This window comes from Domibacillus sp. 8LH, assembly GCF_038806185.1.
In the GTDB taxonomy this organism is placed as follows: Bacteria; Bacillota; Bacilli; order Bacillales; family Domibacillaceae; genus Domibacillus; species Domibacillus indicus_A.
In genome coordinates, this window is record NZ_JAVJNG010000024.1 from 1 (window position 1) to 20,163 (window position 20,163).

The following is a 20,163-nucleotide window of genomic DNA, read 5'->3' on the forward strand; positions in this document are numbered from 1 at the left end:
CATGTTTAAAACGACTGATTAAATGACAGTTTGCAAGAAAAGGGATTCGCCATTTACACAAAATTATTGACGGTCCCATTGTCTGCAATAAATCAGACAGCTTTTTTATCGCTTTACCGGCCAGAAGACTCCTTCAAATTGCTTCGCAATTAGCAGGAGATGAATGGCCGCTTTTTTTGTGTTTGCTGCTTAGCGGTTGAAACGTATGTTCCTTTTTTGGCATGCTGTATTTGTTAAATACTGGAGGTGGATCGAGACGATGCTAAATTACCGCTTTGAAATTTTTCCGAATGAGGAACAAAAAAGCACTCTTCACTCATGGGTTAATCTCTGCCGCCAGCGGTATAATTCCGCTCTTCTTGATAAACAAAGAGCCTACCCAGAGAACAAGAAAAGCCTGACTAAATCTGACCTCAGTGCCCTATTGACCTTATCCAAGAAACACCATCCATATCTTAAAAAAGTGCCTTACCAGCACCTACAGTGTCATTTGTGCAGAGAATCTGAATATCCGCAATCTGGTGAAAAACTGGAAAGTGTCCAAATCGATTCATGATGCAGGGTGGGGGATGTTCCACCTGTTTCTGGCATATAAATGCGAGCTCAATGGCGGCCAGATGGTCAAAGTGAAGCTGCATTTCACAACCCAGGACTGTTCAGACTGTGGAAAAAGGGTGAAAAAATCCCTTTCCGTCCGAACACATGTCTGTCCGGATTGCGGCCTTGTGCTGGACCGCGATCATAATGCCGCCTTAAACATCGAAAAAGCCGGGCTGGTCCAGATAGGACTCATCCCGGCAATCTAATCCCTTTACAACTGTAGGTCGAGGTTCCCGCCCGAACAGTATAAAACAACGCCTGTGGAGATGATGTAAGACCCTGTTCGGAAGAACAGGGCAGACATCGATGAAGCAGGAAAATCAATGAAGTCAGAGCATGTTATTTCATGTCTCTGATGAAGATGCTCCAACAAATTGCGCAGCAATTTGTTGGAGAGGTTCACTTAGAAAGTGGGTTATAAGAGTATTTTAGCTAGTCAAAGTTAACCTTATGTATTCAGATGCAGTATACTTGCTAGGTACGGATAATCGGTTATGATTAAAACCAAAACTCGTCAAAAGCTCTAAAAAGCTCCTTTTGGCAGCGCTTTCGATAAAAGAATTACTTAAATCCTTAGAAAAGGGAAAAGTATACTGCTTCACGCCGAATTATAAATATAATCCATTCATCTTTTAGATGTAATGCGAGTAGATGAATGGATTTATTTATAATAGATCATCCCGGTCATTTCACTTTTTCCCAATGATTTGTGTCAATAAATGTTGTTTCTTTTTCAAACAGCTCATTTATTTTATCTGTAATAATGGTACATTCATTTAAATCCATGGCCTTACATAATGTGTTCTTATTAAATTTAGAACTGTCGGCTAGAACGTAACATTCTTTTGAGTTTGTTTTAACTATTGCTTTTTTACTTGCTTCTCTGAAATCAGGAGTATTAATACCTCCCTCAAGACTAATACCACTAGCACCAAGAAAAGCTTTATCAAAAAACAGATTTTTTAAATTTGAGTCAGTCAGAGGTCCTGCAATTGAATCCGTTGCTTTATTCACTTCTCCGCCGACTATAATACAGTGCACGTTATCCCCGTCTAATTCATTCAGTACTTGAGTACCTGATGTTATAACTGTGATTTGTTTGTTGTTTAAGTACTTAACCATCTGCAAGCATGTTGTACCTGAATCCAGATAAATAACGTCACCATCTTCCACCAATGAAGCTGCAAGTTGTCCAATTTGCTCTTTTTCATTAATGTTAAGAAATTTTTTGGTCTCTACAGGAATATCAAAAGAATTGTCTCTTAACTTAACAGCTCCACCTCTGAGCATGACTATTCGTCCTTCTTCTTCAAGGATTTTTAGGTCTCTCCTGATTGTAGACGATGAAACGTTTTCAAAAATGGAGAGAAAATCATCGATGTAAATAATATCTTTGTTTTCCAGCTCTTCAATTATTTTATTTCTTCGAATATAAGGTATCATTGATCTCCCCCCAATCCTTCTTTAATAGTAGCAATCATGTGAAAAACAAGTATGCAGGGTATTGGGTTATTTTAACCGACCTCCCCTGCTCCTTTTTCAAAAATAATAAAATTATTAGTATCCCAATATTTTGTTTTAATTTTAACACCGAAAACTGGATCATACAAAAAAAAGGAAGTCAATAAAGGGATAGAACACTCAATTGTGATTTCGCTTTTCACCTACGTTCTGTCGTTTTTATTAGACTTCCTTAACCTTTAAAGCTCTGTGAGAAGAATCTAAGACTATCTTAAAACTAATTCTGTAATTGCTTGATCGTACTAAGTGTAGGCATTGCTTCCTGCGACCCGATTTTCATAACTGTCATAGAACTAACTTTTGAAGCAAAAGAACCCGCTTGCTGATAGGTCATTTTATTTAAAATCCCATAAGCAAGTGCTCCAATATATGAATCCCCTGCCCCAGTTGTTTCTATTGCCTCAACCTTATGGGGTTCTATAAAATATTTCTGTTCTCCATCATAAATAAGACTTCCCTGTTTCCCAAGTGTAATCACTAGAACGTCTGAAATTTTATTATATATTTTTTTACAATATTTCATTGCATCACCAAGATTTTCGATCTTCTCCCCTGCAAAAAAACTTGCCTCAGACTCATTTACGACTAAGCAGTTGACTAGTTTTATACACTCTTCCGAAATTTCATTAGAAGGTGCTGCATTTAATATGATGAAACAATTATGTTTTTTTGCCATTTTTATTGAATATTCAACAACCTCTAAAGGAATTTCTAATTGTAATATAACAATGCTGCTTTTTGCGATTACATCTTCAGCGTTTTTAATATCCTCCACTGTAAGAGCATAGTTAGCACCCGTTGAAATGGTTGCAACCACACTTCCGTCTTCCAAAGAATTTACTACACCTAACCCCGTGTTTGTATTAGAGGTAGTAATAAAAGTCGTATCGACATTATATTTTTGAAGAGATTTTAATAGCATTTCTCCATGGTTATCATCGCCAATTTTTCCGACCATATACGTTTTCAAACCCAGTTTCGAGCATTGAACTGCCTGGTTTGCCCCTTTTCCGCCACTGCAGAATGTAACGCTGTCAGCCATATAGGTTTCGCCTATTTCCGGGAACTTTTTTTGTTTGAAAATAATATCGTAATTCAGACTCCCAATAACTGCTACAGATTTATTTTCCATACTTTATTTATTCCTCTCTGGAAATCTTAATTTATCTTTCTAACTTCACTATTTTTTGCAATATTATTTTTGTTCCGTTTTAGATTTAAATTTTGCAGCTTATCTTGGATAACCTCGAAATAAGCAGCAACTGCGATGATTGCTCCTGTAGCTATATACTGCCAAAATGTATCGACTCCTACTACAACGAGACCAACTTTTAGTGCAGATAAAAGGATGGCGCCAAGAAGCGTTCCGATAACTGTTCCTCTTCCACCGGCTAAACTAGCCCCTCCAATAGCTGCAGCAGCAATCGCATTTAATTCATAAGATTGGCCGGCAGTAGGCTCTCCAGTTCCTAATCTCGCCAATAAAATCAACCCAGCAAGAGCAGCTCCTACACCACAAAGAGCGTAAGCAAGAATTTTACTTCTATCTACATTAACGCCTGATAAGCGAGTAGCTTCTTCATTGCCTCCCAGAGAATACACGTAGACCCCGAATTTTGTATACTTTAAAATCACAAAACTTAATACTGTGAACCCAAGCAAGATAAAAACCGATACTGAAATACCACTGAACACATCTCTGTCAAGAAGCTGTCTAAATCCTGATGGTATGTCTACAATCGGCCATCCGCCAGTGTAAATATACGCAAGACCTCTATAAGCACTCATGGTAGCAAGAGTTGCGATAAATGGCTGAAGCTTTAATTTTGTGATTAAGATTCCATTGAACACTCCAAGTACAAAGCCCAGGATAATCCCAACGACGATTGCTAAAAAAGGATTCATGCCCCGAACGAGTAAATCACCAACTACTACAATAACAATGGCAAAAATAGAACCGATTGATAAATCAATACCGGCTGTTATGATTGCGAACGTAATTCCTAATGCTAACAGTCCATTGATGATACTTTGGTCAACAATATCAACCATATTGTCATAGCTGGCGTATATAGGGTCGATAATGGTAAAAACAGCGATCATTGCAATTAAAGCTCCGACGATACTTAACTCACGACTAAACCCTTTCGATATAAACATCTGCATTTACCCCCATTGCATATTGAAGAATGTTTTCCTCATTTAGTTCTTCTTTGTTAAGTTCAACCACTTGCTTACCTTCTTTCATTACAATCACCCGGTCACACATCCCAATGACTTCTGGTAACTCAGATGAAACGATAATGATAGACTTCCCTTTATCAACCAGGTCCTCTAGGATGCGGTAAATCTCCGCTTTCGCGCCGACATCTACTCCCTTAGTCGGCTCGTCCAAAATTAAAACGTCAACATCTGCTGAGAGCCATTTTGAAATGACCACTTTCTGCTGATTGCCGCCGCTTAAATTTGCCGTCATGTATGACGGATCTTTTGGATTTAAATTAATTTCATTTATATAGTGTTGACAATTCTTTCTTTTATTTTTGTGGTTAATAAAACCTAACTTGCTGAACTTACCTAGGCTGGCTAAACCAATATTGTCAGCATTGCTGAAATACTTGGTGAATCCCTGGGTTTTTCTGTTCTCTGGTATTAAGCCGATACCGGCCTGTAATCCTTGTTCCGGTGTTTTGATTTCTGCTATTTTTCCTTTTACTTTGACAGTTCCGCTGGTCTTTTTATCCGCACCAAACAACGCTCTAACCACATCTGTTCTTTTTGCCCCCACTAATCCAGCAAAGCCTAAAATTTCTCCTTTTCTTACGCTAAAAGATATATTCTCAAAGACCCCGCTGCGGGATAAATTGCTGACTTCCAAAACAATGTCTTCGGTGAATTTATGTTTCTTAGAACGGACAGCAAATGCAGATACATCTCTTCCTACCATGTTTCGTATTAATTCATTTTGCGACACCTTAGACATTTCAACGGTTTTAATAAATCCTCCATCCCTTAGGATTGTTGCTCTGTCACAAACCTCAAAAACTTCATCTAAGTGATGGCTTACATAAAGAATGGTGATTCCATCTTTTCTTAATTCATTTAAAATTTTAAATAAAGCAGCGACCTCATTTTTTGTCAAAGAAGCGGTAGGTTCATCAAATGATATGATTTCCGCTTTATGATACAACGCTTTTGCGATGGCCACCATTTGCATTTCGCCCGTACTTAATTGAGAAGCAAGGTCTTCACTTTTAAACCGGCAGTTTAATTTCTTTAATAATTCATTTGCTTTCTTATGAATTTCTTTAAAATTTACAAACATTGATTTTGTTGGTTCATAGCCTAATACAATATTTTGACCCACTGTTAAATTTGGAATTAAACTTACTTCTTGATGGACCTTGGAAATGCCAAATTGGATAGCATCATTAGGGTTTTTAAACGAGACTTTTTTATCTTTAATTTTTACAGTCCCATCATATTCTGAATACACTCCATGAAGAATATTTAATAAAGTGGATTTCCCCGCCCCGTTTTCCCCCAAGAGCGCATGGATTTCCCCCCTTTTAACAGAGAAGTTTACATTGTCTAACGCTTTAACGCCTGGAAAGATTTTTGATACTCCTTCAAAGCGAATAATTTCATCAGGTCGTTGTAACACTTTTATCTCTCCTTTTTGAAAGAATGATAGTGAAAGCAATAACCGCTTTCACTATCATTCTCGTTCTTTTTACTTAATTTCTGGCTCGCTCCATTTAATAATTTCTTCCGCTGGAGTATCAACGTTTGTTGAATCGATTAATGCTTGAGGAGTCCAGATGACACGAGGTACTTCCTGCCCGGCTAATTTTCGCAGAGTTGCCTCCACTGCAATTTGACCCTTATAGAGTGGGAAGGAATCAACCGTTGCGTCTAATTCACCCTTGCGGATAGAATCATATGCTTCTTGGATTCCGTCAACACCAACAACCAATATATCTTTACCGGATGCATTTACTGCCTCCTGTACACCAAGTGCCATTGTATCGTTATTTGCGAAAATCGCTTTTAAATCCGGATGTTTCTTAATCCATGTTTCAGTTAAGTCTTTAGCTTTCAGCCGATCCCAGTCCGCATTTTGTTTTTCAACTACCTCTACACCAGGAGCATTTTCTTTCATCCAATTTTCAAACCCTAATGTACGTTGTTTAGCTGCAAATGCTTTAGGCATCCCTACTACAATGGCGACCTTACCTTCCCCATTTAATTTGCCTGAAACCCACTCGGCTAATAATTCACCATTTTCAATTGCTCTAGGCCCTACAAAGTTCGGAGCTTCTTTAATGATCCCATCATTAACGTTAATAACTGGAATATCTTCATTCAGTGCATCTTCCACACCTGGAACAAGATTGCTATCAGATATTGGAGATAAAAGTAATCCTGTATATTTTTTATTGACCATATCCTGTACAATTGCCAGCTGACCTTGTTCATCACCCTCACCTTGAGCGGCTTTTACATCAATTGAGACATTATAACCGTTCTCTGTGAATTTCTTGGCGCCAACTTCCATACCTTCTTTTAATGTTCGCCAATACTCATTTTCAAAAGCTTTGGATACCGCACCTAACCTAACTTCTTCGTCTAGTTTTGGAACTGGACCCAGGTCATTTCTTACTTCTTCAATTGTTTTTCCATCAGCAGAATCCGGGTTAAATCCGTCTTCTTCTTTTGAACTTGTGCTTCCCCCTTGGCCCGAAGACTGTGCCGAACACCCGATCAGACTAAAACTCATAAGACATGCAGCAAATGCTGTAGCATACTTTTTTGGATTGTTTTTCATTTTGGTTACCCTCCCGCAAGCGTTTTCATTTTTATTGTTTTTTTGTATAAACGAGTGAGTTACTTTAATCTTCTTATAAATCCTAATTGAAAAAGTGAACACTCTTTTGATAGGTAGAAGTTAACTAGCTTTTTCAATTAGGAATAAATGTTGTCTGAATTTTCAATCTTTTCAAGTTTTAGAGAAAGCTTATTTTAAACATTCGAATAGAATATCAGTGGCACCCACGGCATCATTTTTTTGAACAATTTCTTCTATTCTTTCTAAGCCAATCGTATCTACCAATTCATCCAGTTTTTTAATCATCCGTACATTTTGTTTACATTCTTCAATTGGATTTTCCCGGACAGGAAAAGTATCAAAGTAAATTGCCTCATTATAGTTAAACTTTTTAGCGTAATAAATAAATTCTAACGTCTGCAAAAATGAAGCGGAGCCAACCATTAAACCATCATCATTCAGTCCATAGCCGTCATTAATGTGTATCCCATAAAGCTTCCCTTTATCGGCAACCAAGTTTAAACCAAATGCGGGATTTTCATGTTTCATTAACATGTGACAATAATCAAGAGTCACCCCTACATTGTCTCGATCGATTTCATTCACCATTAGTAATGATAAACCGACACTGTCAATCAAAGAGTATGATCTTGGCTGGAATGGCTTATATTCAATACTGATTTTTAAATCCGGAGCAAAATCTGCAATTTTGATAAAATAGTTTTTCACTTGATGCCATGCTTTTAGGTAATCCGTTTGGAACGCATAATCAAATCCGTCATACCCTAGCCAGACGGTGATAGTTTTGCCGCCTAGTTCTCGGCAAATCTTTGTTGCCTGGCAGCATAATTCAAACGCTTCCTCTGAAATATTTCCATCAGTATTTCCTAGTTCACCGTTCTTAAAATTGCTTCGAAAACGGAGCGCTAACCCATTTACTTCTAGGCCGACCCTTTTCAAAGTTTCAGCTATTTCCTCAACCGAATGATTTTCAAAATGTTCAGGATAATTTAAATCTACGCTCGTAATACCTTCAATTTTAGACAATTCTTCTAGTGCATTCATTACATTGTTTTCTACTGCTGGTAATAATGAGTTAAGTCTCGTAGCAAGTTTCATATTTCCTCCTGAAATGTTTCATTTTTTTTCATATATTTGTTTAACTAATCAGAATATATCACCTATTGAAAAGGTTTTCAATATATATTTTCATTAAATTTCATAAAATATCATATTTTTTAAACTATTTTCACTTTTTTCAATCTTTATTAACACTCAAGTTTTTTAATATATACTAGATACGCGCTATACCAAAGATGACTTTCACCGATTATTCACAAAGCTATATTTTCAGGAAAGATCCCATTGATTCAAAATGCTTTAGTCCATTTCGATGATTCTGGTTATGCAAGACACCTTAACCGTAATAGTGCCGGTATTGGCTATCATTGCAAAAACCCTTTGCTCCAAGTTATTAGACACGACACCAGCAAACTGGATAAGCAAACAAAAGCAGCGAAAATTCTTAAACAAGTTCACCGATCATTTATACGAAGCGCGTGCTTCATTGGAAATCTTAGAGGCCTTATTCTCTTTTTGTCTAACACAATGTTGCATAGAATTAAGAAAAAGCACTGCTCATTTATTAGAACAGTGCTTTTTTCTTGTCTTTAAATATGCAATATATATTTACTATAATAAGAATTTCACTCAGTATTAACAAAAGTGTAACTAATCAAAAGTATACTTTTGCTCATCAACTGATTGTTTGTTTTCTTGAATGGATTAAACCAAAAGGTGTGCTGCCATACTTTCTCAAAATTTCATCACTTGTTTCTTCATAAATAACATGTCCCACCAAATTAGCATATCTGTACTAGTAAGAGTAAGTACCTCATTCATCAAGTTACAGGCTCAGTGCTGCACTCCTCGCTCGAACCCGCCTTTAGAATTCTAATAAAATATTTAACAAAAAAATCCAGGAATCTGTTTCAGGATTCACTGGATTTTTAAATGAGGTTTTTCCTTATATAGTTACACTTTCTGCTTGGTACACATGCACAGCTTTTTCCTGAGCAAGAAGACAAAGTTCAGCTGCTTTAAATACATGCGCTTGGCTCATGGCTGTTTCTGTCCGGTTTAAGCAGTCCAAAATCAACTCGCCGAAAAATGGATACCCCACTTTTCCAGCTACGTCAAAATAGTGTTCCCCTTTATCGTCGACTAAATAGATATGGTCGCCTTGCTGCTGTCTGGCGATGTCTACATATTTTCGAACTTCAATCGTTCCTTCTGTTCCGATTATAAATGTACGGCCGTCCCCCCAAGTGCTAAGGCCATCGGGTGTCAGCCAGTCTACTCGAAAATACTGGGTCGCTCCATTATTGCCAACCAATGTTGCATCGCCGAAGTCTTCCAGTTCCGGATAACTTGGATTATGATAGTTAGCTGTTTTGCTGTGCAAAATTTCTGCATCATCACAGCCGGTATAATATAAAAATTGCTCAATTTGGTGGCTGCCGATATCACATAGAATACCGCCGTATTTGTCTTTTTCAAAAAACCAATCCGGCCGGCTGTCAGCGTTTAACCGATGAGGGCCAAATCCGGTTACTTGTACGACGCGTCCAATTGCGCCTTTTTCGACAAGCTGCCCGGCAAAAACAGCACTTTCCACATGCAGCCTCTCGCTAAAGTAAACCATGTATTTTTGGCCGGTTTCTTCTGAAACTCGTTTTGCTTCCTGCAGCTGATCCATCGTTGTAAAAGGCGTCTTATCAGTAAAATAATCTTTCCCGCGTTGCATAACTTTGACACCAAGCGGCCCCCGGGCACATGGAATGGCTGCTGCTGCAACGAGGTGAACTGTTTCATCTGTTAAGATTTCTTCTAATGAAGAAGCCGCTTGGGCACTTGGGTACACTTTTAAAAATGATTCTACTTTAGCCGGATCCGGATCATATACCCACTTTATTGTCGCTCCTGCTTCAACCAGTCCGTTACACATCCCATAAATATGACCATGATCAAGAGCCGCTGCTGCTACAAAAAACTCATTTTGTTTCACAACCGGACTTGGTTTTCCTTTTGGTGCATAATTCATTCCATCTTGATTGCTCATGTGATCATCTCCTATTTAATGTGTTCCTTCTACGGATAATACGACATTTCCTGATTTCGCTTTTACAAAATTGGACGCTTTAATTTTCTCTTGCAATGTTTTGTAAAAAAGGTCCGAATCGATAGGAATCTCTACGGATTCTTTTAGCCAGGCTGACAAATAAATGGCATTAGAAATTTCGAGTCCTTTAATTCCTTCTTCTCCAGGTGCCAAGAGTGGAATGTCTTTTAAAATAGCATCGACCCAATTCTGCATAATTCCAAGGTGCTGAGTGTTTTCACCTTTTATTGGAATCTCTATTTTCCAATGTTCCGGCTCACCAAAACCACCAGTATACGTTGCATTAAATTCCCGCTCTGACTGAGTCAGCCGGTAAAAGATTAATTGATCATTTTCAACAACGATTTTGCCGCGGTCTCCGATGATTTCAAAACGATTTGTTCCGGGAGCTTCCCCAGTTGAAGTAATAAATACACCTGTCGCTCCATTTTCGTATTCAACATACGCGGTAACATCGTCTTCCACTTCAATATTGTGATAACGACCGAAATGGCAAAAAGCATGTACACGTTTTGGCATTAAACCTGTGGTCCATTGCCATAAATCAAGCTGATGCGGCGATTGGTTCAGTAAAACGCCACCGCCTTCTCCCTCCCATGTTGCTCTCCACTCACTTGAATCATAATAACTTTGTGAGCGGTACCAGTCTGTAATAATCCAGTTCGTCCGTTTTATTTCACCTAGTTCACCTGATTGAATAAGCTGCCGCAGCTTTTGATAAAGGGGGTTCGTCCGCTGGTTATACATAATGCTGAATACTTTTCCGCTTTCGGCCGCTGCTTCGTTCATACGCTGTACGTTTTTTGTATATACACCTGCCGGTTTTTCGATAAGAACATGTAAGCCTTTTTGAAATGCCTGTTCAGCTAGAGTCGGGTGATCATAATGAGGCGCAGCAATTAACACTGCCTTGATATCTGCTTGATTAAAAAATGTGTCTGGATCCGTAAAACAAGCTAACTGCCCGCCGTTTTTTTCATTTGCTGCTTTTAAACGGTCCTCATTAAAGTCACAAACCGCTGTTAATTGACCACCTTTCACAAGCCCGCTGGCAAGCTGTGAAACATGCGAACTTCCCATATTCCCTAAACCAATCACGCCAATTTTAACTTTTGTCATGTTCGTTCCTCCACTTCGTTCACGCAACTTTATGCTTCAGTACATACTTCTCTGTGTAAAACACTTGCCACATTGCTATGGAACTGGCACCACAAAGCAGTGCTACAGCTGGAACGATCATAAATAAGAGTCCAAGTGCCATAATGCTGAACAGTCCAAACATTGTTTTAAATGGTACCTGCAAGAAAAGCCGAAATGCTTCTTTGAACACGATGCTTGTTCGCTGCTTCGTATCGATATAAAGCGGAAAAATATACAGCAGCATTGCTGCATAAAGGAAAATTAACTGCATGGTAATCATTTTTCCTAACCAGCCAATTGTCGAGTTTCCTTGTAAAAAAAACTGAAAGTCTACAATAAGCAGCAATCCGATCACCATTAATAGCAGTCCAATCTTTTGACTTTTCCGAAAGAATCGTCTGTACTCTTTCCAAAATTCAGAAAATAAAGATGTTACTTCCTCTCCGTCCGTCCACTTTCTTACAATGCTGAACAGAGCAGCAGTTGCTGGACTAAAACCAAACAAAATACCTCCGAGTAACGTGAATACAATCCATAGGGCATTGACATAAACAATTCTTGTCACCCATTCCATCCCGGTGTAAAGCGTCCCTGTTACATATCCTTGATTCATGCAGGTTCCTCCTTATTAATCAATAAAAGCCTGCAGCGCCCTTAAGCCTTCTTCTTTATTTTGGCTGAATGAAGGAACGATTACGGTCACCTCTTCCGGCATCGCCAAATCAAGTTGGTCAAAAGCAGAATGATCGGTTTGTAATGGCAGTCCATAAAGATGGCGTTTGCCTGTTTTATTGTTTGTTGTATAGTGTTCCTGCACGAACGGATAAGCGGACACAGGCATTAGTTCATCAAGTGGTGTTAACCCGTTTTGAGTAAGTAGTCCTTCTATTAAATCTGGTTCTGCCACATACACATCACCGGCTCTTTCAGCAAGTAATACAGAGAACTTTTCCCTTGAAAGCGGATAAATGGACACATCAACCGTTTTATTCAATTTGACCTGTTCAGCCAGAAACTGTTCAATTTCCTCCTCCTTCCCCATTGCTTCGTCTGTAAAGAAAAGAAGCCGGAGATGGTTTTCTTCTGAAACAGCAGGCCGGCAGCCAGTCAACATGAGAATACTGCCGATCAGGATGATCCATTTATCCATTTCACCTTACCGTCCTTTTATTTCTTCATAGTGGTTTTTTAATTCCTCATAGGCTTCATCCTGGGAGAGTACACCAAACATAAGCTGTTCTCCAACTTGTCTGTAGGCATTGTTCTGGAATTCTCCCCAGCCTTGCGGACCGCCATTAAATGGCTGTGCATCTGGTGCTGTGTCATGGACCAGCTGCAACTGGGCTTTATCGGAATCTGTGAAACTGCTGCTCATTGAATCTAAAATTTTCTTAGAAACCGGCAGACCGCGTGATACACCTAAGATTTCAGCTGCTTCTGGATCATTAATGAAAAAGTCGATCACTTTCTTTGCTTCTTCTTTCTGTTTCGAGCTTTCGCTGACTGACCAGAACATAGACGGCTTCAAATATCCGCCTGCTTCTGCGTCTTTTGGTGCTTTCACAAGCGCATACGTTTCCGGTTTTACGCTATCAAAGCTTGGAAACTGAGCAGCAAAGCTTTGTTTGATTAAAACGGAATCATTTAATAGAAGATCATTTTTCGGATCATATTCGACTTCTGCTACGGTCATTTCCGCAGGAGAAACAATTCCCTCTTTCCGCAAATCTTCAAAAATAGAAATCCATTCTTTCCATGTTTCTTTATCAATGTTGAAATTGCCATCTTCAGTCGTCAAGTGGCCTTTGCCTTTGCTAAGCTGGTACATTTCATATACCGCTGAGTCAAATGTAAAATCACGCATCGCATATTTTCCTTTTTCAAGCTTTGGCTGTATTTCTCTTGCCAATGCGAATAACTCATCCCATGTCCAGTCTGCTTTAGGTGTTTCAACACCTAGTTTTTCAAAAGCTGCTTTGTTATAGATCATTCCAAATGCGTTATTTCCAAGAGCGACGGCATACAGCTTATCATTTACTTTTCCGGAGTCAACGAGAGTCGGATCCATATCCTCTACATTGATACCTTCCGATAGATCAGCCAATTGATTGCGTGTAGCGTATTCCTGTAAGTACTGGGCGTCCATTTGGATTAAGTCCGGCGCGTTTTGAGCAGCCGACTGTGTAGCAAGCTTGTCCCAATACCCATCCCACCCAGAAAACTCTGTTTCAAATGTGACGTTTGGATTTTTTTCTTTATATAAATCAAGTACTTTCATTGTTGCATCATGACGTTCCTGCGAGCCCCACCATACAACCCGTAAACTTACTTTTCCATCTGTACTTCCGCTTTCCTCTTCTTGCTGCTGCGCCCGCTGTGCGCTGCATGCGGACAATGTAAATGCAAGCAATGCCGCAAGGAAAAAAGATAACCATTTTCTTTTCATTCCTCACTCCCCCATTCCCCGTAATGTTGATTACACCTCAATTATAAAACGCTTTCATAAATGCTTATATAAGAGAGATGCACAATTGTTTTTAAAAATGTACACCAATTATTGTTTCAATAATTCCGTTGGATTGACTCCAGTATGCTTCTTAAACATAGAGCTGAAGTAAGGGGTATTTTTATAGCCCACTTTTTCTGCTATTTCATAAATTAAATAATGGCCTTCTAAAATTAAATACTTAGCTTTTTCCATTCGAACATTATTTAAATATTGGTTAAATGATAAACCGGTCACTTTCTTAAATATCTGGCTTAAATAATTGCGAGAAAGAAACACTTTTTCTGCCATCTGATTCAACGTGAGATTTTCATGATAATGGCTGTCGATGTATTCAATTACATAGTCAACGGTCTGTTTGTGGCGAACATTTTCTTTTTCCTCTTGTTGAATGCGTGAAAGAATAAGGTCTATAGAAGCAAGAATCCAGCGCTGAAATTGTTCTTTCTGATGAACTTTTTCAATTTGGCGTGAGGCTGTTTGATGATCGACAATTTCCTCAAGATTCACGCCTTTATCATAAAGTGAATACGTTAAAATAACCCATAAATCCTTGCAAATTGTCTGCAAATGAGATGGCAAGTAATGAGCCGATTCTTGTTCATTCAGCATAAATTGGTTTACAACCCGAACCGCCTGATCTTTTCTCTCCTGTTTGACTGCGTCAGAAAGCTCCCGGTAAAATTGAACCGGCTTACGGAAAGCTGATTTTTGTGAGATAAAATTCGACTGGTCACTTGCCGGTACGTCTTCATAACGAATAATGGGCTGGGATAAAATTTTTGAAAGTGAGTAAATGGCTTCCTCTGTTGAGATCGGAATTTCTTCCCAATTGGTTTTCACCTGTCCTATTCCGATTTTATACTTATAATCTTCTTTTAAATACATCAGCTCTATCAACTTGTCAGCTACATTTTGGGCAGCTTTCTGACAGCTTTTGTTATCCAGTTGTTCATCATAAGACAGCAGAATGGCTGAATATATGTAATTTAGCTCGATCCATTCCATATTTTTTAAATACGGTAATGCATGAGTCGAAAAAAAGCAGCTGATATTTTCCTGCAGACTGTCCCATTCAATAGCCTGATTTTCTTTATCCAGCTTCAATACCAGCACTTGGTGTTTTTGTTTTTGCAAATAGTTGGTTTTTTGTTCCTTACGGGCGACTTCCTGGTCCTCCATCCCCGTTACCAGCGACTTCAACCATGTATTCGAAATTAAAGATTTATAATAGTTGATTTTTTGCTTTATTTCCTCCTGTCCGCTTTGTTTTATTCTTTCTTCTTCCAATCTTGTTGTTACTCTTTTTAATGCTTCTTCCATCGTTTGAATGGTAATGGGCTTGCTTAAATAATCTTGGACTTTTAGCCGGAGGGCCGTTCTTGCGTATTCAAAATCAGAATAGCCGCTTAAGATAATAACACTTCCAGTATATTGATTTTCTCGCAAAGCCTGCATCATCTCCAGACCATTCATGACCGGCATATAAATATCGGTTAATACAATATCCGGCTGTATGTCCATAATAATCTCAAACCCTGCTTTGCCGTCTGATGCTTCTCCTACACATTCGATGCCCAGCTTTTCCCACGGAATGGCTTTTTTCATGCCCCGCAGTACACTTGGATCATCATCGACAATAATCGCTTTCCACATAAAAGGCCCTCCTTTATTTATGAAGCTTCTTTGGGATTTTAACAAAAACGGTTGTTCCTTCCCCGATCTGGCTTTCGATGGATATTGAACTATTTGCTCCAAAATATGCAGAGAGTCGATCCTGCACATTTTTAATGCCATATCCCCCATCTGCAGTTCTTTTATTTAGCATTTGGTCTTTAGAAAACCCTGTCCCGTTATCACGAATAATGATGTACATCATTTCCCCCACGTCGTGCAGATTAATAGTAATCATCGCTTGCTGCTGTCCGCGCAGGCCATGAATAATCGCATTTTCGATAAACGGCTGCAAAGTCAGCTTGGGAATATAATAGTGTTGATATCTTTCTGGAACAAAGATCTGATAGTTAAGCGCTCCTTCCAAACGAATTTGCTGAATTTGAATATATGATTCTAAATGTACCAGTTCGTCTTTGAGAGGGATCAGTGCCTCACCTTTAGAAAGGCCGATTCGAAACATCCTTCCCATCAACTCCAGGACGCGGCTTATTTTCTCCTGTCCTTCTTCAATAGCCATCCAATTCAACTGATCGAGCGTGTTGTATAAAAAGTGAGGATTGATATTTGCTTGAAGCGCATCTAATTCCGCTTTTCTTTTTTTCTGATATTCTTCTTCTAGATCGTTGTACAATCCTTTAATACGGCTGTTTAGCTTATAATATCCATGAAAAAGCGTGCCAAATTCATTCCGGTAATCGCCTGGAAGCTTGGGCTCCCGCTCGTGTAAAGAAAAATCATTCATGCTTTGAAGCAGTTGATTAATAGGCTTTGTAAACTGCTTCGATAAATAATAGGTTAATATAACAATAAATCCAATCGTAACCAAACTGATGAATAAGAGCAGCTGAGCCAGCTTGACACTCCCGCTAATAATCTCATTCCAGGGAGTTACTTCAATTAAAATCCAATCTGAATTAGCCAATTTTGACCAGACGACAAACTTTTCTTCCTGTCTCGAGGAGCCATTTACATTTACATTTTCCTCATTGCTTAATTCAGTAAAAGCATTTAAGTATTCGCTTACATTTCTAGACCCATTGTACGCAATAATACTGTGGCTCGAATCAATTAACAGCCGGTCGCGGCTATCCACTTCCCCATTCATTAACTTAAGGAAACGGTCTGTTTTTGTATTGACGACCACAATGCCCGCAGCCGTGCCGTTGCGTTTATATATTTTACGCGCAAAGCTGATCACCGAAATGTTTCCCTGCGGAGATGAAATAATATGCTTCTTCAGCCAGGCAGAATCCGCATTTTCCATTGGCTGAAGCCAGTCAATCGATTGGTAGTCCTTTAATGAAAAGTAGCGGATAGGCCCTTCTTGAACCCTCGCTGGAGGGGATTCAACATATACATCGACTGTATCGACTACCGGGATACTAAACATCGTGTTGAAAAATGATGTATTAATTTCTGAAATAAGCTGGTAAGATTCGTATGAATCTTTTTTTCCTTGCAAATAATTTTGCAGGTCCTCATTCCGTGACAGTGCAATCGTCACCTGCTCAACAGACTGTTTTTGCATGCTGATTTGTTCATTGATTTCTCCAAGCAGGTTCTGCTGGTAAAAAGATGTGTTTTTTTGCATTTCGGCTACCGAAACCCTGTAACTGACCAAAACAAAGACTGTGAGCAATAACATTATTAAACTGGCAAATGCAAAGAAGAATACGTTCCGTATCGGGTATTCTTTAAATGGATTTTTCATTGCGTCCCCCTTTCTCTATTCACCAGAATAGCAGAAAAAAGGCTGACGCGTCAGCCTTTCAAACCAGTACTCGCCGCTCCATCTACAATATGGCGCTGGGCAAAGAAGAAGATAATAATCGCCGGAATAACAGATACGAGTGACATAGCGAATAGCTGGCCCCACGGTACACTAGAGTTCGCATCAACAAACATTTTCAATGCAAGGCCAACAGTATAGTTTTCTACTGAATTCAAATAAATTAAATGGCCCAAAAAGTCATCCCAGTTCCAAAGAAAGCAATAAATCGCTACTGTGACGAGAGGCGGTTTCATAAGTGGTAAAATAACACGCCAGTAAATGCCAAACCACGTACAGCCATCCATCTTCGCTGCTTCATCCAGCTCTTTCGGAATCCCTCTAATAAACTGTACAAGCAGGAAAATAAAAAACGAACCGCCGATTCCGCCTGCCAGTGAATGCGGAACGATAAACGGTAAATACGTATCCACCCAGCCGAATGCGTTAAACATATCGTATTGGGGAACAAGTGTAATCTGGCTTGGCAGCATTAACGTACCCAGTACAATAGCAAACCAGAAATTGCGAAGCGGAAAGTCCAGGCGGGCAAACGCAAATGCGACTAAACTGCATGAAACAATCGTTGTGAATAATACACCTGCGATCAATTCAAATGTATTCATAAAGAAATGGCCAAACGAGTAACCGGGAATGGCATACCAGCCTTCCGTAAAGTTAGAAAATATTAGCTGGGATGGAAAAATACTCGCTGAATTCATTTCTTCATTAGACTTGAACGCTGCTCCCACCCACCATAGGATAGGGTACACCATAAACAGGGAGACTACGGCTAGTGTGAGATGACTTATCCACTTTTTCTGCATATTACTTTCCACCTTTCGCTTCATAAAAGACCCATTTTTTCGATGATAAAAAGATTAACGCAGTGAAAATGCCGATAATGACGAGAAGCACCCAAGCCAGAGCCGATGCGTAACCCATTTGAAATCCTGCAAACGCCCGTTCATATAAGTACAGTGCGAACATGTAAGTCGATTGAACAGGACCTCCTTTTGTAATAACAAAGGCTTGCGTAAACATTTGAAACGAACCAATAGTTTGCAGGACAAGGTTAAATAACAGAACAGGCGATAATAAAGGCAGCGTAATGGAAAAGAATTGTCTTGCTTTCGAAGCACCATCTACAGAAGCGGCTTCATATAATTCTGGTGATATTTGCTTTAATCCGGCTAAGAAAATGACCATTGAGGAGCCAAACTGCCAGACTACCAATAAAATAAGTGTACCGAGTGCTGAGTCAGGATTTGAAATCCAATTCGTTCCTTCAATTCCCAAAATGCCGAGAAGCTGGTTAATCAGTCCATCCTGGCCGAATAGATTCCGCCATAAAATAGCTACAGCGACACTGGTGCCAATCAATGAAGGCAAGTAGATCAATGTTGTGTAGATCGACATAAATTTTAATTTCTGATTTAAAAAGAGGGCCATCATTAATGCGGTAATAAGCTTTAATGGAACAGAAATAACGACAAATAAAAGAGTAATGTACAGTGATTTATAAAACATAGAATCACTGAAAAACATTTTGCTGTAATTATCCAGGCCAACCCATTCAGGTGCTTCTAATAGTGAGTAATTGGTGAAAGAAAAATAAAGAGACAGCAGCATTGGATATAGTGTCAACAAGAAAAAGCCGATCAGCCACGGTGAGAGAAACAAATAGCCGGCTACTGGTGATTCCCACCGCTTCCTTCTATGTTTTTCTTTTGAAAACAACGAATTTTTTACGACCCCTTTTGTTTTGATTGCGCTTTCATTTGGCTGCTTCATAAATCCCCCTCCATCCCTTTTTTTAAAGTATACAAAATCGAAGGAGATGAATATATGAGAGAAATGCACAATAACTATTAATTTTTCACACAATTCCATAAAAAAGAACGACTGGATTCCCCTTTCAACAGGATTAATCCAGCCGTTCTTGTTCAAACGATTTCTTTCTTGTTTGACTTTATTGACTTCAGACAGGCATCGATTACTTTTAAGTTTAAATAAGACTGTTTAAATTCAGCTTTTGTATCTCCATTCTTTTCAAGAACAGCAGCTGCAAATTGGTCAATTTCTGTTTTGTATTGGTCAGCATAAAATCGCTCTGTTCGTGTAACTGAATCGTTTTCGATAATGACCAGCCCTTCGCCGCCGTGCCAGTCAGGGCGGAATGCGCGTGGAACAGTGATTTTTCCTTTTGTACCGATCACTTCATATTCGCTGCGTCTGAAAGAGTGGAAGCCGGATTCGATGTATGCAGTGATTCCGTTGGGAAAAGTCATATGTGTAAGCTGGCTTGTATCGACACCGCTTACTGGGTCTATGACAGCATGAGTTTGTACGGTTTCCGGCTCTGTACCTAAAATAGTTCGAATTGAATGAATACCGTAGCATCCGACATCATATAAACTGCCGCCGCCCGTTTCTTTCTTCATTTTGATACTTCCGGAAGGCTGTTCGAGTAAAAATGTAAAAGCGGCACGCATATTTGTCACTTCACCAATTTCGCCGGATGCAATGATTTCTTTTACCCGCGCATGCTGTGGGTGGACGGCATACATAAAACCTTCCATGAAGAAAATATCATGTTTCAAGCAGGCTTCTTCCATCTCTTTTATTTCGGAGCTGTTTAGTGCTGCCGGCTTTTCACAAAGAATGTGCCTGCCTTTTTCTGCTGCTTTTATGACCCAATCTTTATGAAGATGGTTTGGCAGCGGGATGTAAACTGCATCAATCTCCGGATCACCCAGCAAGTCTTCGTAACTTCCATATGATTTTGGAATGTCATTCTTCTGTGCAATTTCGCGTGCTTTTCTCCCATTTCTGCTCGCAATAGCTGTAACTTCCGCAAGTGTTGCTCGTTTAAACGCAGGAATCAGCTCTTTTTGGGCGATGCCGGCTGTGCTTAAAATACCAAAACGAATTTTTTTCAA

At 39.2% G+C, this 20,163-nt stretch carries 17 protein-coding genes and 1 pseudogene; 2 read left to right on the forward strand and 16 right to left on the reverse strand.

The window, feature by feature from the left end; translation table 11 throughout:
- Window positions 1-259 precede the first annotated feature (259 nt).
- Window positions 260-556, forward strand: a complete 297-nt coding sequence (locus RG959_RS19435) for a helix-turn-helix domain-containing protein (protein ID WP_342798551.1) — start codon at window positions 260-262, stop codon at window positions 554-556.
- Window positions 468-806, forward strand: a pseudogene (locus tag RG959_RS19440) (RNA-guided endonuclease InsQ/TnpB family protein); the annotation flags it as partial. The gene RG959_RS19435 and the pseudogene RG959_RS19440, both read left to right, overlap by 89 nt.
- A 478-nt stretch (window positions 807-1,284) precedes the next feature.
- Here the strand turns inward: RG959_RS19440 and RG959_RS19445 are convergent.
- From RG959_RS19445 to RG959_RS19520, 16 genes are all read right to left on the reverse strand, one after another.
- Complete coding sequence (locus RG959_RS19445; RefSeq protein ID WP_342798552.1) at window positions 1,285-2,043, reverse strand: DeoR/GlpR family DNA-binding transcription regulator; 759 nt, start codon at window positions 2,041-2,043, stop codon at window positions 1,285-1,287.
- A gap of 295 nt (window positions 2,044-2,338) precedes the next feature.
- Window positions 2,339-3,253 carry a ribokinase gene (locus RG959_RS19450; RefSeq protein ID WP_342798553.1) on the reverse strand — a complete coding sequence of 305 codons (915 nt, stop codon included), beginning with the start codon at window positions 3,251-3,253 and terminating at the stop codon, window positions 2,339-2,341.
- Between the two features lie 26 nt (window positions 3,254-3,279).
- Entirely contained in the window at window positions 3,280-4,281 is a 1,002-nt protein-coding gene (locus RG959_RS19455) for an ABC transporter permease (protein ID WP_342798554.1), read from the reverse strand.
- Window positions 4,259-5,785 (reverse strand): sugar ABC transporter ATP-binding protein, encoded by a 1,527-nt coding sequence (locus RG959_RS19460; protein WP_342798555.1) that lies wholly within the window; start codon window positions 5,783-5,785, stop codon window positions 4,259-4,261. The genes RG959_RS19455 and RG959_RS19460 overlap by 23 nt, the downstream gene beginning before the upstream one ends.
- Window positions 5,786-5,854: 69 nt before the next feature.
- Entirely contained in the window at window positions 5,855-6,949 is a 1,095-nt protein-coding gene (locus RG959_RS19465) for a sugar ABC transporter substrate-binding protein (RefSeq protein ID WP_342798556.1), read from the reverse strand.
- 189 nt (window positions 6,950-7,138) lie between these two features.
- On the reverse strand, window positions 7,139-8,068 hold the full coding sequence (locus RG959_RS19470; protein WP_342798557.1) for a sugar phosphate isomerase/epimerase family protein: 930 nt from the start codon (window positions 8,066-8,068) through the stop codon (window positions 7,139-7,141).
- 907 nt (window positions 8,069-8,975) lie between these two features.
- Window positions 8,976-10,070 carry a Gfo/Idh/MocA family protein gene (locus RG959_RS19475; protein ID WP_342798558.1) on the reverse strand — a complete coding sequence of 365 codons (1,095 nt, stop codon included), beginning with the start codon at window positions 10,068-10,070 and terminating at the stop codon, window positions 8,976-8,978.
- 15 nt (window positions 10,071-10,085) lie between these two features.
- Window positions 10,086-11,249 (reverse strand): Gfo/Idh/MocA family protein, encoded by a 1,164-nt coding sequence (locus RG959_RS19480; RefSeq protein ID WP_342798559.1) that lies wholly within the window; start codon window positions 11,247-11,249, stop codon window positions 10,086-10,088.
- A gap of 19 nt (window positions 11,250-11,268) precedes the next feature.
- Complete coding sequence (locus RG959_RS19485) at window positions 11,269-11,883, reverse strand: YesL family protein (protein ID WP_342798560.1); 615 nt, start codon at window positions 11,881-11,883, stop codon at window positions 11,269-11,271.
- Window positions 11,884-11,898: 15 nt separating this feature from the next.
- Window positions 11,899-12,420 (reverse strand): hypothetical protein, encoded by a 522-nt coding sequence (locus RG959_RS19490; protein ID WP_342798561.1) that lies wholly within the window; start codon window positions 12,418-12,420, stop codon window positions 11,899-11,901.
- Between the two features lie 6 nt (window positions 12,421-12,426).
- Complete coding sequence (locus RG959_RS19495) at window positions 12,427-13,716, reverse strand: ABC transporter substrate-binding protein (RefSeq protein WP_342798562.1); 1,290 nt, start codon at window positions 13,714-13,716, stop codon at window positions 12,427-12,429.
- Window positions 13,717-13,824: 108 nt separating this feature from the next.
- Window positions 13,825-15,432, reverse strand: coding sequence for a response regulator (locus tag RG959_RS19500; protein WP_342798563.1), 1,608 nt, complete (start codon window positions 15,430-15,432; stop codon window positions 13,825-13,827).
- 13 nt (window positions 15,433-15,445) lie between these two features.
- Window positions 15,446-17,164, reverse strand: coding sequence for a sensor histidine kinase (locus RG959_RS19505; RefSeq protein WP_342798564.1), 1,719 nt, complete (start codon window positions 17,162-17,164; stop codon window positions 15,446-15,448).
- A gap of 50 nt (window positions 17,165-17,214) precedes the next feature.
- The gene (locus tag RG959_RS19510; RefSeq protein WP_342798565.1) at window positions 17,215-18,048 is read right to left on the reverse strand and encodes a carbohydrate ABC transporter permease; all 834 of its coding nucleotides are present in this window, start codon (window positions 18,046-18,048) and stop codon (window positions 17,215-17,217) included.
- A gap of 1 nt (window position 18,049) precedes the next feature.
- On the reverse strand, window positions 18,050-19,015 hold the full coding sequence (locus RG959_RS19515) for a carbohydrate ABC transporter permease (RefSeq protein WP_342798566.1): 966 nt from the start codon (window positions 19,013-19,015) through the stop codon (window positions 18,050-18,052).
- A 152-nt stretch (window positions 19,016-19,167) separates the two neighbouring features.
- On the reverse strand, window positions 19,168-20,163 hold the full coding sequence (locus tag RG959_RS19520) for a Gfo/Idh/MocA family protein (RefSeq protein ID WP_342798567.1): 996 nt from the start codon (window positions 20,161-20,163) through the stop codon (window positions 19,168-19,170).

Bases quoted from the DNA above. Each gene is read 5' to 3' on its own strand.
- RG959_RS19465 (WP_342798556.1), bottom strand. From the start codon at position 6,949: ATGAAAAACAATCCAAAAAAGTATGCTACAGCATTTGCTGCATGTCTT.
- RG959_RS19490 (WP_342798561.1), bottom strand. From the start codon at position 12,420: ATGGATAAATGGATCATCCTGATCGGCAGTATTCTCATGTTGACTGGC.
- RG959_RS19500 (WP_342798563.1), bottom strand. From the start codon at position 15,432: ATGTGGAAAGCGATTATTGTCGATGATGATCCAAGTGTACTGCGGGGC.
- RG959_RS19515 (WP_342798566.1), bottom strand. From the start codon at position 19,015: ATGAAGCAGCCAAATGAAAGCGCAATCAAAACAAAAGGGGTCGTAAAA.
- RG959_RS19445 (WP_342798552.1), bottom strand. From the start codon at position 2,043: ATGATACCTTATATTCGAAGAAATAAAATAATTGAAGAGCTGGAAAAC.
- RG959_RS19505 (WP_342798564.1), bottom strand. From the start codon at position 17,164: ATGAAAAATCCATTTAAAGAATACCCGATACGGAACGTATTCTTCTTT.
- RG959_RS19450 (WP_342798553.1), bottom strand. From the start codon at position 3,253: ATGGAAAATAAATCTGTAGCAGTTATTGGGAGTCTGAATTACGATATT.
- RG959_RS19480 (WP_342798559.1), bottom strand. From the start codon at position 11,249: ATGACAAAAGTTAAAATTGGCGTGATTGGTTTAGGGAATATGGGAAGT.
- RG959_RS19470 (WP_342798557.1), bottom strand. From the start codon at position 8,068: ATGAAACTTGCTACGAGACTTAACTCATTATTACCAGCAGTAGAAAAC.
- RG959_RS19475 (WP_342798558.1), bottom strand. From the start codon at position 10,070: ATGAGCAATCAAGATGGAATGAATTATGCACCAAAAGGAAAACCAAGT.
- RG959_RS19510 (WP_342798565.1), bottom strand. From the start codon at position 18,048: ATGCAGAAAAAGTGGATAAGTCATCTCACACTAGCCGTAGTCTCCCTG.
- RG959_RS19455 (WP_342798554.1), bottom strand. From the start codon at position 4,281: ATGTTTATATCGAAAGGGTTTAGTCGTGAGTTAAGTATCGTCGGAGCT.
- RG959_RS19485 (WP_342798560.1), bottom strand. From the start codon at position 11,883: ATGAATCAAGGATATGTAACAGGGACGCTTTACACCGGGATGGAATGG.
- RG959_RS19435 (WP_342798551.1), top strand. From the start codon at position 260: ATGCTAAATTACCGCTTTGAAATTTTTCCGAATGAGGAACAAAAAAGC.
- RG959_RS19495 (WP_342798562.1), bottom strand. From the start codon at position 13,716: ATGAAAAGAAAATGGTTATCTTTTTTCCTTGCGGCATTGCTTGCATTT.